This window comes from Parahaliea mediterranea (assembly GCF_003402235.1).
GTDB classification, from domain to species: Bacteria; Pseudomonadota; Gammaproteobacteria; order Pseudomonadales; family Halieaceae; genus Parahaliea; species Parahaliea mediterranea.
In genome coordinates, this window is record NZ_QEWO01000007.1 from 216,716 (window position 1) to 229,877 (window position 13,162).

The window sequence follows — 13,162 nt, forward strand, 5'->3', positions numbered from 1 at the left end:
GTTTGTCTTCGGCCGCATCGGCGCAGCCAAGCCTGGTCGAAAATGGGTTTAAAAGCAGGCGCTTCGTCGTGCCTGGGGCTTGCTTGGGGCTCGCCAGGGCGCGCCACAGCGCGCCGGGAGAGGGGCCCGCCAGGCGCCGGCGCGCCAGTATAACCGCAAATGTCGCCCCACCGCCCGGCCCGGGGCGCCAAACGGCAAAAACATGGCGGCTGGGGGGGTTCTTCCGTATAATCGGCGGTTTGCGTCGGGGGCCTTGCTGCGCCAACCGGGGGCTGCGATCGTGCGCCCGGGCCTGCCTCCGCGCCGAGAATAAAACCTCGCTTTTCGCTGAAGGAATTCGCTGTAAATGGGTGAATTAGCCAAAGAGATACTGCCCGTCAATATCGAGGACGAGCTGAAACAGTCGTACCTCGACTACGCCATGAGTGTGATTGTCGGGCGCGCCCTGCCGGATGTGCGGGACGGCCTCAAGCCGGTGCACCGGCGCGTGTTGTTTGCCATGAACGAGCTGAGCAACGACTGGAACAAGGCCTACAAAAAGTCTGCCCGCGTGGTGGGTGACGTTATCGGTAAGTACCACCCCCACGGTGATTCCGCGGTGTACGATACCATCGTGCGCATGGCCCAGCCCTTTTCCATGCGCTACATGCTGGTGGACGGGCAGGGCAACTTCGGCTCCATCGACGGCGACAACGCCGCCGCCATGCGTTATACCGAAATCCGCATGCGCAAGATCTCCCACGCCATGCTGGCGGATCTCGACAAGGAGACGGTGGACTTCGTCGACAACTACGACGGCACCGAGCGCATTCCCGCGGTTCTGCCCACCCGGGTGCCTAACCTGCTGGTAAACGGGTCCTCCGGCATTGCCGTGGGCATGGCCACCAACATTCCGCCCCACAACCTGCGCGAAGTGGTGAGCGGCTGCCTGGCCCTGCTGGGCAACCCGGACATCACGGTGGATGAGCTGATGGAGCACATCCCCGGCCCCGATTTCCCCACTGGCGCCATCATCAATGGCCGCGCCGGCATCATCCAGGCCTACCGCACTGGTCGCGGCCGCATTTACGTGCGTGCCAAGGCTGAGGTGATCACCGACGAGAAGAAGGGCAAGGACACCATCATCGTCCACGAGATTCCCTACCAGCTGAACAAGGCGCGCCTGATCGAGCGCATTGCCGAGCTGGTGAAAGAGAAGAAGATCGAGGGCATTACCGAGCTGCGCGACGAGTCCGACAAGGACGGCCTGCGCGTGGTGATCGAACTGCGCCGGGGCGAGATGGGGGACGTGGTCCTCAACAATCTCTACGCCCAGACCCAGCTGCAGAGCGTGTTTGGCATCAACATGGTGGCGCTGGTGGATGGCCAGCCCAAGGTGCTGAATCTCAAGGAAATCATCGAGGCCTTCATCCGCCACCGCCGCGAGGTGGTGACCCGTCGCACCATTTACCTGCTGCGCAAGGCCCGCGAGCGGGGCCACATTCTTGAGGGCCTGGCCATTGCGCTGGCCAACATCGACCCGGTGATCGAGCTGATCAAGGCCAGCCCCAGTTCCGCTGAGGCAAAGGAAAAACTCATTGCCCAAGCCTGGGAGCCGGGTGATGTCACCGCCATGCTCGAGCGCGCCGGCGACGACGCCTGCCGCCCCGAAGACCTGGAGCCCCAGTACGGCCTGCGCGAGGGCAAATACCACCTGTCGCCGGCCCAGGCCCAGGCCATTCTCGATTTGCGCCTGCACCGCCTGACGGGGCTGGAGCACGAAAAACTGCTGAACGAGTACGGGGAAAAACTGGCCGAGATTGCCGATTACCTGGAAATCCTCGCCGACCCGGACCGCCTGAAGCTGGTGATCCGCGAAGAGCTGGAAGAAATTGTGACCGAGTACGGCGACGAGCGCCTGACCGAGATCACCGCGTCCCAGCACGATTTGACCGTGGAAGACCTCATCACCGAGGAAGACCGGGTGGTGACCATCTCCCATGGTGGCTATGCCAAAACCCAGCCCCTGTCCGACTACCAGGCCCAGCGCCGTGGCGGCATGGGCAAGTCGGCCCTGGCGGTGAAAGACGAGGACTTTGTCGAACACCTGCTGATTGCCAGCACCCACGCCAACATCCTCTGCTTTACCAACATGGGCAAGGTGTACTGGCTCAAGGTCTACCAGATTCCGCTGGCCGGGCGAAACTCCCGTGGCCGCCCCATGGTCAACCTGCTGCCGCTGGAAGACGACGAACGGGTGACCTCCATCCTGCCGGTGAATGAATACACCGAGGGCTATTACATCTTCATGGCCACCGCCAACGGCACCGTGAAGAAAACTGCCCTGCCGGACTTCTCCCGCCCCCGCAGCGTGGGCCTGCGCGCGCTGGAACTGGAAGAGGGCGACGTGCTGGTAGGGACCGCCATCACCAACGGCGAGAACGACATTATGCTGTTCTCCTCCGAGGGCAAGGCCGTGCGCTTCAGTGAGACCCACGTGCGCGCCATGGGCCGCACCGCCAAGGGCGTGCGCGGCATCACCCTGGGTGAGGGGCACAAAATGCTCTCCCTCATCATTCCCAAAGAGGGCGGCCGCGTGCTGACCGCCTCCGAGAACGGCTACGGCAAGCGCACGGCGGTCACCGAATTTCCCACCAAGGGGCGCGGCACCAAAGGGCTTATCGCCATGGCCACCACCGAGCGCAACGGCAGCCTGGTTGGCGCCGTGCAGGTGTTCGAGGGCGACCAGCTCATGCTCATCTCCAACCAGGGCACCCTGGTGCGCACCCGCGCCGACGAAGTCTCTGAACTCGGCCGCAACACCCAGGGCGTGCGCATCATCCGCACCAAGGACGGCGAATTCCTGGTGGGTGTGGAGCGTATCGAGGAGCCGGATGAGGATGAGGTGGTGGAAGCGCTGGAAGGCGAGCTTGAAGCTGGCGAATCCGCTGCAGATTCTCCGCCTGAGGGTGACAGTGCTGCCATTGATCCCGCGGAATCTGACGACAACGATGACTAGTTAGGTTCACGTGGACCCTGGCCCGGTGCCAGGTGTGCTCCCGGCGGGGAGAGTGAAGGGGCTGTGTGAGGCACGGAGAGTCTGCCCCTGTTTATGGGCATGCCGAACACAAGCCCCCATGGATGGGTTCACGGCGTGTCCCGGAACCCTCCCTGCCGGGGGCGCGCCGGACTACCGAGTCGCAATCCGCACAGGCAATACAGATCAGCAATACAGTAATCGGCATTAACCGTTTTCCACCCAACCATGGTGATGTAGGGAACCCAAAGTCAATGACCCGCAAATACAACTTCTGCGCCGGCCCCGCCGCCCTTCCGGAAGCCGTCCTGCAAACCGCCCGTGATGAAATGCTCGACTGGCAGGGCAGCGGCCTGTCCATCATGGAAATGAGCCACCGCAGCCCCGAAATTGTCGGCATTGCCGAGCGCGCCGAGGCCACCCTGCGCGAACTGCTGGACATCTCCGGCGACTACGCCGTGCTGTTTCTGCAGGGCGGCGCCAGCACCCAGTTTTCCGCCGTTCCCCTCAACCTGCTGGGCGACAAAACAAGCGCCGACTACGTCAACACCGGGCAGTGGTCGAAGAAAGCCATCGCCGAGGCCAAGCGCTACGGCGCGGTGAATGTGGTTGCCTCCTCGGAAGACACCAACTTCAGCACCATTCCAGCCTTTGACAGCTGGCAGCTGGACAACAACGCCGCCTACCTCCACTACACGCCCAACGAAACCATCGGCGGTGTGGAGTACTTCTGGACCCCGCAGGTGGCTGTGCCGCTGGTGGCGGATATGTCCTCCACCATCCTGTCCCGGCCCATCGATGTGTCCGATTTCGGTGTCATTTACGCCGGCGCCCAGAAAAACATCGGCCCCGCCGGCCTCACCCTGGCCATCGTGCGCCGGGACCTGCTGGGCCGGGCGGCGGCAATCTGCCCCGCCATGCTCAACTGGCAGGTGGCCGCGGATAACGACTCCATGTACAACACGCCGCCCACCTATGCCCTCTACCTGGCCGGGCTGGTGTTCGACTGGCTCAAGCAGCAGGGCGGCCTGACCGCCATCGAGGCAATGAACCGGCGCAAGGCGGAAAAGCTCTACGCTGCCATCGACGGCAGCGCCTTCTACGCCAACCCGGTGGAAGTGGCCAGCCGCTCGCTGATGAACATTCCCTTCACCCTGGCCGACGACAGCCTGGACAAGTCCTTCCTGGCCGAAGCCGATGCGGCGGGCCTGCTCAACCTGAAGGGGCACCGCTCGGTGGGTGGCATGCGGGCCAGCATCTACAATGCCGTGGGCGAGGATGCAGTGGATGCGCTGATCGCCTTCATGCAGGACTTTGAGCAGCGCCACGGCTAGCTGGCAGGCCATCGCCGAACGCGGGGCCGGCGTCAGGGCGCCGGCATGAACACAACAACAGTAGCGGTTTAATTGAAAGCACATGGCTGACAAACGCACCCTTGAGGAAGTTCGCGCCGATATCGACGCCATCGATCGTGAGATCCAGGCCCTGATCAGTCGCCGGGCCGGCTGCGCCCAGCGCGTGGCCGACATCAAGCTTGAGCAGATGCAGGCGGCCAGCGACCGCGGTGAGGCCCCCGGGGAGGTGGTTTACTACCGCCCCGAGCGCGAGGCCCAGGTGCTCAAGCGCATCATGGATCGCAACGAGGGCCCCCTGGCGGGGGAGACCGTGGCCCATATTTTCCGCGAGATCATGTCTGCCTGTCTGGCGCTGGAAAAGCCCTTGCAAGTGGCCTACCTCGGCCCCGAGGGCACCTTTACCCACGCCGCCACCATCAAGCACTTTGGCCACGCGGCCATCCCGGTCTCCCAGAACACCATTGACGCGGTGTTCGCCCGGGTGGAATCCGGCGAGTGCAATTACGGCGTGGTGCCGGTGGAGAACTCCACCGAGGGCATGGTCAGCCACACCCTCGACAACTTCATGGATTCGCGCCTGAAAATCTCCGGCGAGGTGGAAATGCCCATCGTGCATCACCTGCTGGTGGCGCCGGGCACCGAGCAGATGGCCATCACCAAAATCTGCGCCCACCAGCAGGCCCTGGCCCAGTGCCGCAACTGGTTGGACCTGCACTGGCCCAACACCGAGCGCGAAGCCGTCAGCAGTAACGGCGAGGCAGCGCGCCTGGCGGCGGCTACGCCCGGTATCGCGGCGGTGGCCGGCGACATGGCGGCAGAGCTCTACGGCCTGGAAAAACTGGCCGAGCACATTGAGGACTACGCGGATAACACCACCCGTTTTCTGGTGGTGGGGCGCGACGAAGTGCCCCCCAGTGGCCGCGACAAAACCTCCATCATCGTCTCCAGCCGCAACAAGCCGGGGGCGCTGTACGCCCTGCTGGATCCCTTCCGCCAGGCCGGTGTCAGCCTGACCCGCATCGACACCCGCCCGTCGCGCACGGAAAAGTGGGCCTATGTGTTCTTCATCGAGTTTGAGGGGCATTTGCAGGACGACAACATTCGTGCCATTGTCACCGAGCTCGAAGAGCAGTCCATTCTGCTGAAACCCCTTGGCTCCTACCCGCGGGCCGTGCTTTAGGCCCGGGCCAGTGACTGTTTTCAGATAATCCTATGTCAGCGTGTATCGACACCACCCTGATCCTGGGGCTCGGCCTGATCGGCGGTTCCCTGGCCCGCGCCTTGAAGGCGCGTGGCTTCTGCCGGCGTATCACCGGCTACGGGCACCGCGAGGCATCCCTGGCGCGAGGCGTGGAGCTGGGCATCATCGACAGCTATACCCTCGACCTTGATGCGGCCCTGGCCGATGCCGACCTGATTGTGGTGGCCACCCCGACCCTGGTGGCCGCGCGGATGCTGGAGCAGATTCTGCCGCGTCTGGCGGCGCAGGGGCGGGCGCCGGTGATTACCGACGTGGCCAGCGTCAAGGGCAGCCTGCAGCGCGCGGCCATCGACAGCTGTGGCGCCATGCCGCCCAATCTGGTGCTGGGCCACCCCATCGCCGGCTCTGAAAAAAGCGGCGTGGAGTCCTCCCGCGAGGACTTGTTCGTCAACCACCGGGTGATTCTCACCCCGGCGCCGGAAAACGACCCGCAGGCGATCCAGCTGGTGCGCGACATGTGGCTGGCCACCGGCGCCGAGGTGGTGGATATGGCCGTGGACGATCACGATGCCGTGCTTGCCGCCACCAGCCACCTGCCGCACATGCTGGCCTATGCCCTGGTGGATGCCCTGGCCCAGAGCCCGATGAGCACCGATATTTTCCGTTTCGCGGCGGGGGGCTTTCGCGACTTTACCCGCATCGCCTCGTCGGACCCGGTGATGTGGCGCGATATCGCCATTGCCAACCGCGACGCCGTGCTGGCCAGTATCGACCAGTTCAGTGTGCAGCTGGCCAGCCTGCGCAGCGCCGTGGCCAATGAAGACGCCGACGCCATGCTGCAGACCTTTAGCCGCGCCAAGACCGCGCGGGACGAATTCGCCGCAATGCTGGAGGCGCGCAGCCGCAAGGCCTGACGCCCGCCCCGCACAAGCCTGGAGAACAACAAGCTATGGAATTCAAACTGATGCCCGGCGGCACCCTGAGCGGCGAGGTCCGCGTGCCAGGCGACAAGTCCATCTCGCACCGCTCCATCATGCTGGGGGCGCTGGCCGAGGGCACCACCCGGGTCAGCGGCTTCCTGGAGGGCGAAGATGCACTGGCCACCGTGGCCGCCTTTCGTGCCATGGGGGTGCGTATCGAGGGGCCGGAGGACGGCGAGGTGGAAATCCACGGCGTTGGCCTGCACGGCCTGAAGGCGCCATCGCACGCCCTGGACGTAGGCAACTCCGGCACCACCATTCGCCTGCTGTCCGGTTTGCTGGCGGGGCAGGGCTTTGATGTGGAGCTGACCGGTGATGTCTCGTTGCAGAAACGCCCCATGGGCCGGGTGATGGACCCGCTCGCCCGCATGGGCGCCCGGATCAGCGGCACCGACGGCAAGCCGCCCCTGAAAATCGCCGGCGGCCAGGCCCTGAAGGGGATCCACTACGACCTGCCCATGGCCTCTGCTCAGGTAAAATCCTGTGTGCTGCTGGCCGGGCTGTATGCTGAGGGGCGCACCTCGGTGACCGAGCCGGCGCCGACCCGCGACCACACCGAGCGCATGCTGCGCGGCTTTGGTTACGACGTGAAGAACGACAACGGCGTGATCAGCCTGGCCGGCGGCGGTTGCCTGCAGGGGGCGGAAATCGACGTGCCGGCGGACATCTCCTCCGCCGCCTTCTTCCTGGTGGCGGCCAGCATCGCCCCGGGCTCCGACCTGCTGCTGACCCACGTCGGCATCAACCCCACCCGCATCGGCGTGATCAACATCCTGACCCTGATGGGCGCCGACATCCAGCTCAAGCACGAGCGCGAGGTCGGTGGCGAGCCGGTGGCGGATATCCGTGTGCGCTATGCGCCCCTCAAGGGTATCGACATCCCCGAGGACCAGGTGCCCCTGGCCATTGATGAATTCCCGGCCCTGTTCATTGCCGCCGCCTGCGCCGAGGGGCGCACTGTGCTGCGTGGCGCCGAGGAACTGCGGGTCAAGGAAAGCGACCGCATAGCCGCCATGGCAGAAGGGCTCACCACGCTTGGCGTCAAGAACGAGGTGCTGGACGACGGCATCATCATCGAAGGCGGAACGCTGGGCGGCGGGGTTATCCATACCTACCACGACCACCGCATTGCCATGGCCTTTGCCATCGCCGCCCTGCGCGCCGAGCAGGAAATCCGCGTGCTGGACTGCGACCATGTGGCCACCTCCTTCCCCGGCTTTGATGCCCTGGCGCGCGGCCTCGGGCTGCAAGTTTCGGCCCTGGCGGACTGATGGCCAGCGCCCCGGTCATCACGGTTGACGGCCCCAGCGGTGCGGGCAAGGGCACTATCAGCCATTTGCTGGCAGAAGAACTGGGCTGGCACTTTCTCGACAGCGGCGCCCTGTACCGGGTGACCGGACAGGCCTGTGTCATCGAAGGGGTGAGCTGGGAGGATCACGATGCCGTGACCCGCGTGGCCCGGCACCTAGACGTGCGCTTCAGCGCCGCCGACTCCGGTGAAATCCTGGTGGCCTATAAAGGGCAGGATGTCAGCCGGGCCATCCGCACCGAGGAGGGCGGCCGCGGCGCCTCTACCGTGGCGGCCATTCCCGCGGTGCGCCAGGCCCTGCTGGCGCGCCAGCGCGAATTCCTGCGCCCGCCCGGGCTGGTGGCCGACGGGCGGGACATGGGCACGGTGGTATTCCCCGATGCCCCGCTGAAAATCTTCCTCACCGCCTCCGCCGAAGAGCGGGCCCGGCGCCGATTCGATCAGTTGCTAGCCAAGGGAGAAAGTGTTAGTCTCCCGCGCCTTCTCGAGGACATCGAGGAGCGGGACGCGCGCGACAGTCAGCGCACGGTCGCTCCCCTGCTCCCCGCGAAGGACGCCGTCGTGATCGACAGCACCGCCACTCCGGTGGCTGAGGTGTTTGCGGCGGTGATGAGGGAAGTGGCGGCAAAAGGCCTGAAGTAGGCGGCATTTTGCGCTAACGGCTGCAAAAATCCCTTTTGAGCGGTAACAAACTGAGCGCCGGGCCGGTCCAGAAGAGGCCCGCGCACAGGTTTTTTTATTGACCCGGGCCGGCTGGCGGCGCGGTGCAGGCGCTACAGCGCCGTATCACTTTCTACAGGTAATGTGTAATGAGCGAATCTTTCGCTGAACTTTTCGAAGAGAGTCTGAAAACTGTCGAGATGGAGCCGGGCAGCATTGTCACCGGTGTTGTGATCGACATTGATAACGAGTGGGTCACCGTCCACGCGGGCCTGAAGTCCGAAGGCGTGATTCCTCGTGCCCAGTTCACCGATGCTGCTGGCGAATGCAGCCTGAGCATTGGCGATGAAGTACAGGTGGCACTGGAAACCGTGGAAGACGGTTTCGGTGAGACCAAACTGTCCCGTGAAAAAGCCAAGCGCGCCGAGGCCTGGAAAGACCTGGAAGCCGCGCACGAAGCCGACGAAGTGGTTACCGGCGTCATCAATGGCAAGGTCAAGGGCGGCTTTACGGTCGACATCAACTCCATCCGCGCCTTCCTGCCCGGTTCGCTGGTGGATGTGCGCCCTGTACGCGAAACCACCCACCTGGAAGGCAAAGACCTGGAATTCAAGGTCATCAAGCTGGATCAGAAGCGCAACAACGTTGTGGTTTCCCGTCGCGCGGTGATGGAAGCGGCCAACTCCGAAGAGCGCGAAGCCCTGCTGGAAGCCCTGCAAGAGGGCATGACCATCAAGGGTATCGTGAAGAACCTGACCGACTACGGCGCGTTCGTCGACCTGGGTGGCGTAGACGGCCTCCTGCACATTACCGACATGGCCTGGAAGCGCATCAAGCATCCTTCCGAAATCGTGGAAGTGGGCCAGGAAATCGAAGTCAAGGTGCTCAAGTTCGACCGCGAGCGCAACCGTGTTTCCCTGGGTCTCAAGCAACTGGGTGAAGATCCGTGGGTTGAAATCACCGGTCGCTACCCCGAAGGCAGCCGCGTCAAGGCGCGCGTTACCAACCTCACCGACTACGGCTGCTTCGCCGAGTTGGAAGAGGGCGTGGAAGGCCTGGTACACGTGTCCGAAATGGACTGGACCAACAAGAACGTTCACCCCTCCAAGATCGTCCAGCTGGGCGACGAGGTAGAGGTGATGGTTCTGGATATCGACGAAGAGCGTCGCCGTATCTCCCTGGGTATCAAGCAGTGCCAGCAGAACCCCTGGGATGCCTTTGCCGCCACTTACAGCAAGGGCGACAAGATCTCCGGCAGCATCAAGTCGATCACCGACTTCGGTATCTTCATCGGTCTGGAAGGCAACATCGATGGCCTGGTGCACCTGTCCGACATCAGCTGGAACGAAGCTGGCGAAGAGGCTGTGCGCAACTACAAGAAGGGCGACGAGATCGAAACCGTCATCCTGTCCATCGACCCGGAGCGCGAGCGCATCTCCCTGGGTATCAAGCAGCTGGAGGGCGACTCCTTCACTGACTACGTATCCGAGTTCGACCGCGGCACCGTGGTGACCGGCGAAGTGGTGGAAGTTGAGCCCAAGGCCGTGATCATCAAGCTGGCCGATGAAGTGGAGGGCGTTCTGAAAGCCTCCGACATCAGCCGTGATCGCGTTGAAGATGCTCGCAACTCCTTCAAGGTGGGCGACAGCGTGGAAGCCAAAATCATCTCTGTTGATCGCAAAAACCGCGTTGTGGGCCTGTCCGTGAAGGCCAAGGACTACGACGACGAGCAGGAAGCAGTGAAGTCCCTGAAAGACCAGGACGGAGCGGCTTCGCCCGGCACCATCGGCGACCTGATCAAGGCGCAGATGAACGAACAGTCCTGAGCATAGCGCTCACGCTGTATGAAAAGGGCCCTTCGGGGCCCTTTTTTCGTTAAAAAATAACAACTTGCGCAATTGGTCGCGGACGCTAAAATAACCGGGAGCGCGCGCTGGCGTAATAAGAGACCCTCTGTGCCGGAGGCAGAATGACCAAGAGCGAATTGATAGAAACCATATCCGCCCGGCAGTCCCAGCTGTCCTCCAAGGACGTGGAACTGGCGGTAAAGACCATCCTTGAGCACATGTCTCAGGCCCTGGCGGTGGGCGAGCGCATTGAGATTCGCGGCTTCGGCAGCTTCTCCCTCCACTACCGCGAGCCGCGCCGGGGGCGCAATCCCAAAACCGGCGATACGGTGGAGCTCACTGGCAAGTACGTACCTCATTTCAAGCCTGGCAAAGAGCTCCGGGAGCGCGTCAATCTCGGCCTGCAGGCCGGACTCTGAATTGCCACAGCCACAACAGGCGGTATGATCGCAGCTGATCATGCCGCCTTTTTTGTACCGGACACCGCCATGAAACTGCTGCGCAAAGTCATCATCCTCCTGTTGGTCCTGGCCATGCTGGCCGTGGGCGTACTGTTCGCCCTGCAAAACAAGGAGCCGGTGGCCCTGGACCTGCTGGTCTACACCTTTGCTCCCCATAGCCTGGCCCTGTGGGTGCTGGCCGCCTTTGCGCTTGGGGGCGTGGCCGGCATGCTGGCCTCCAGTGTGGTCATCCTCAAGTTGCGCACCAGCCGGGCCAACACCAACCGCCAGCTACAGCGCGCCAATACCGAACTGGATCGCCTGCGTACCGCGGGACTCAGCAGTGGCGATTGACCTGCTGCTGCTGGCCATACTGGTTGCCGCCATTGGCATAGGCTGGCTGCTGGGGCGGCGCAGTGTGCACAGTGCCGGTGGCGGTTCCCGCATCGACTTGCCCAGCCAGTACTATCGCGGCCTCAACTACCTGCTGGACGGGCGACCCGATGGCGCGGTGGATGCCTTCATCAATGCCTTGGAGGTCAACAGCGAAACCCTGGAGACCCACATTGCCCTTGGCAACCTGCTGCGCAAGCGGGGCGAGGTGGATCGGGCCATTCGTATTCACCAGAACCTGCTGGCCCGGCCCAGCCTGCCGCGCCCCCAGGTGCACCAGGCTCATCTGGAACTGGCCCGGGATTACATCAGCGCCGGCCTGCTTGATCGCGCCGAGCGCCTGCTGCTGGACCTGCTCAAGGAATCCCCCGAGCAGCGCCGCGCTGCCCAGCGTCACCTGTTGGAGATTTACCAGAGCGAGCGCGAGTGGCCCCAGGCCATCGATATCGCTACCCAGCTGCTGCCGCGTAAATCCCTGCTGGGAGGCAGCGCGCCGCGAGAGCCCGATGGGGCCGGCGGCCAGCCAGTGAGCATTGCGCTGGCCCACTATTACTGTGAACTGGCCAGCGACTGCCAGGCCGAAGGTCGGCTGACGGACGCGGGCAAATACCTGCAGCAAGCGCTGTTGCAGGACAAGCAGTGCGTGCGCGCCTCCATCATGCAGGGCGAGGTGGAATACGCTGCGGGCAACATCAAGCAGGCCGTGAAGGCCCTGCGCCGGGTGCGCCAGCAGGACCCGGAATTCATCCCCGAGACCATCGCCACCCTGCGCAAGTGTTACCAGGAACTTGGCGATACCCGGGCGCTACGCAACTACTTGAAAGACTGCCTTGCCGCCAACCCTACCGCGCCGCTGGTGCTGGCGGTGGCGGAAGACCTGCGCAGCGCAGAGGGCGTAGATGCCGCGGCGGAGTTTTTGTCCCGACAGCTTGCCGAGCGGCCGTCGCTGCGCGGGCTGGCGCGCCTGATCAGCCTGCAGATGGACGAGGCCGGCGGCAAAGTGCGCGACAACCTCGGCCTGCTGCAGGTGCTGGTGGAGCGCCTGATTGCCGAGCGCCCGGCCTACCGCTGTGGGCACTGCGGCTTTGCCGGCCGCCAGCTGCACTGGTACTGCCCCGGCTGCAAGCACTGGGGCACCATCAAAGCCATTCGCGGCACGCGCGTCGACTGATACCCAGCAAGAGGAAACCCCATGACCAGCCCTGTTCTCGTGGCGCTCGACTACGACAATACTGCCGATGCCCTGGCCCTGGCTGAGCGCCTGACCCCCGAACTGTGTCGCCTGAAGGTGGGTAAAGAGCTCTTTACCCGCGGCGGCCCGGCCCTGGTTGAGCAGCTGCAGCGGCTGGGTTTTGATATTTTTCTGGACCTCAAATTTCACGACATCCCCAACACCGTGGCCGGCGCTGTGCGTGCCGCCGCTGGCCTCGGTGTATGGATGGTCAACGTTCATGCCAGTGGTGGCCGGCGGATGATGGAGGCCGCCGTAGACGCCCTTGCGGGTGCCGGCCAACGGCCGCTGCTGATTGCCGTGACCGTGCTGACCAGCATGACCGATGAAGACCTGCGAGAGCTGGGTGACAGTGACGGTGCCGCCGTCCGGGTGCAGAAGCTGGCTGCCTTGGCCCAGGATTGCGGCCTGGACGGGGTGGTGTGTTCGGCGCTGGAGGCGCCCCAGTTGCGGGCCAGCCGCGGCAATGACTTCTGCCTGGTCACCCCCGGTATTCGCCTGGCCGGCGACGCCGCCGGCGACCAGCGGCGGGTGGTCACGCCGGCCGATGCTTTGGCAAAGGGGGCGGACTACCTGGTGATCGGGCGCTCCATCACCGGCGCCACAGACCCGCTGGCAGCGATGCAGCGCGTGCACGCCGAGCTGCCGTAACATCAAATACGCCCGCTGGCGGGCGAGTGGCGGAAGCCGCTGCTAGTCTCCACCGTGATACGGATGTCTGCACGGATGC

General features: G+C 64.0%; 11 protein-coding genes. All 11 read left to right on the forward strand.

All coding sequences use genetic code 11. From position 1 onward, the window contains the following. Positions 1-346: 346 nt before the first annotated feature. The 11 genes from gyrA to pyrF all read left to right on the forward strand — a co-directional run bounded on the left by gyrA (position 347) and on the right by pyrF (position 13,083). Positions 347-2,998, forward strand: coding sequence for a DNA gyrase subunit A (gene gyrA, locus DDZ17_RS19735; RefSeq protein WP_116368705.1), 2,652 nt, complete (start codon positions 347-349; stop codon positions 2,996-2,998). A gap of 272 nt (positions 2,999-3,270) precedes the next feature. Beyond that, entirely contained in the window at positions 3,271-4,350 is a 1,080-nt protein-coding gene (serC, locus tag DDZ17_RS19740) for a 3-phosphoserine/phosphohydroxythreonine transaminase (protein WP_116368706.1), read from the forward strand. A gap of 82 nt (positions 4,351-4,432) precedes the next feature. Beyond that, on the forward strand, positions 4,433-5,551 hold the full coding sequence (gene pheA / locus DDZ17_RS19745) for a prephenate dehydratase (protein ID WP_116368707.1): 1,119 nt from the start codon (positions 4,433-4,435) through the stop codon (positions 5,549-5,551). 32 nt (positions 5,552-5,583) lie between these two features. Next, complete coding sequence (locus DDZ17_RS19750; RefSeq protein ID WP_116368708.1) at positions 5,584-6,486, forward strand: prephenate dehydrogenase/arogenate dehydrogenase family protein; 903 nt, start codon at positions 5,584-5,586, stop codon at positions 6,484-6,486. A 35-nt stretch (positions 6,487-6,521) separates the two neighbouring features. Then, the gene (gene aroA, locus DDZ17_RS19755) at positions 6,522-7,823 is read left to right on the forward strand and encodes a 3-phosphoshikimate 1-carboxyvinyltransferase (RefSeq protein ID WP_116368709.1); all 1,302 of its coding nucleotides are present in this window, start codon (positions 6,522-6,524) and stop codon (positions 7,821-7,823) included. Then, positions 7,823-8,503: a (d)CMP kinase gene (gene cmk, locus DDZ17_RS19760; protein ID WP_206613600.1), complete on the forward strand. Its 681-nt coding sequence runs from the start codon at positions 7,823-7,825 to the stop codon at positions 8,501-8,503. Before aroA ends, cmk begins: the two co-directional genes overlap by 1 nt. A gap of 167 nt (positions 8,504-8,670) precedes the next feature. Beyond that, on the forward strand, positions 8,671-10,347 hold the full coding sequence (gene rpsA / locus DDZ17_RS19765; protein ID WP_116368711.1) for a 30S ribosomal protein S1: 1,677 nt from the start codon (positions 8,671-8,673) through the stop codon (positions 10,345-10,347). Positions 10,348-10,490: 143 nt separating this feature from the next. Next, positions 10,491-10,787, forward strand: a complete 297-nt coding sequence (gene ihfB / locus DDZ17_RS19770) for an integration host factor subunit beta (RefSeq protein WP_116368712.1) — start codon at positions 10,491-10,493, stop codon at positions 10,785-10,787. A 69-nt stretch (positions 10,788-10,856) separates the two neighbouring features. Continuing rightward, positions 10,857-11,162, forward strand: a complete 306-nt coding sequence (locus DDZ17_RS19775) for a LapA family protein (RefSeq protein ID WP_116368754.1) — start codon at positions 10,857-10,859, stop codon at positions 11,160-11,162. Then, positions 11,152-12,372 (forward strand): lipopolysaccharide assembly protein LapB, encoded by a 1,221-nt coding sequence (gene lapB / locus DDZ17_RS19780; protein ID WP_241505972.1) that lies wholly within the window; start codon positions 11,152-11,154, stop codon positions 12,370-12,372. The genes DDZ17_RS19775 and lapB overlap by 11 nt, the downstream gene beginning before the upstream one ends. Before the next feature lie 21 nt (positions 12,373-12,393). Beyond that, entirely contained in the window at positions 12,394-13,083 is a 690-nt protein-coding gene (gene pyrF, locus DDZ17_RS19785) for an orotidine-5'-phosphate decarboxylase (RefSeq protein WP_116368713.1), read from the forward strand. Positions 13,084-13,162: the final 79 nt, after the last annotated feature.

Excerpts from the sequence above, each read along its gene's own strand:
- gyrA (WP_116368705.1), top strand. The coding sequence starts at position 347 with ATGGGTGAATTAGCCAAAGAGATACTGCCCGTCAATATCGAGGACGAG.
- serC (WP_116368706.1), top strand. The coding sequence starts at position 3,271 with ATGACCCGCAAATACAACTTCTGCGCCGGCCCCGCCGCCCTTCCGGAA.
- pheA (WP_116368707.1), top strand. The coding sequence starts at position 4,433 with ATGGCTGACAAACGCACCCTTGAGGAAGTTCGCGCCGATATCGACGCC.
- DDZ17_RS19750 (WP_116368708.1), top strand. The coding sequence starts at position 5,584 with ATGTCAGCGTGTATCGACACCACCCTGATCCTGGGGCTCGGCCTGATC.
- aroA (WP_116368709.1), top strand. The coding sequence starts at position 6,522 with ATGGAATTCAAACTGATGCCCGGCGGCACCCTGAGCGGCGAGGTCCGC.
- cmk (WP_206613600.1), top strand. The coding sequence starts at position 7,823 with ATGGCCAGCGCCCCGGTCATCACGGTTGACGGCCCCAGCGGTGCGGGC.
- rpsA (WP_116368711.1), top strand. The coding sequence starts at position 8,671 with ATGAGCGAATCTTTCGCTGAACTTTTCGAAGAGAGTCTGAAAACTGTC.
- ihfB (WP_116368712.1), top strand. The coding sequence starts at position 10,491 with ATGACCAAGAGCGAATTGATAGAAACCATATCCGCCCGGCAGTCCCAG.
- DDZ17_RS19775 (WP_116368754.1), top strand. The coding sequence starts at position 10,857 with ATGAAACTGCTGCGCAAAGTCATCATCCTCCTGTTGGTCCTGGCCATG.
- pyrF (WP_116368713.1), top strand. The coding sequence starts at position 12,394 with ATGACCAGCCCTGTTCTCGTGGCGCTCGACTACGACAATACTGCCGAT.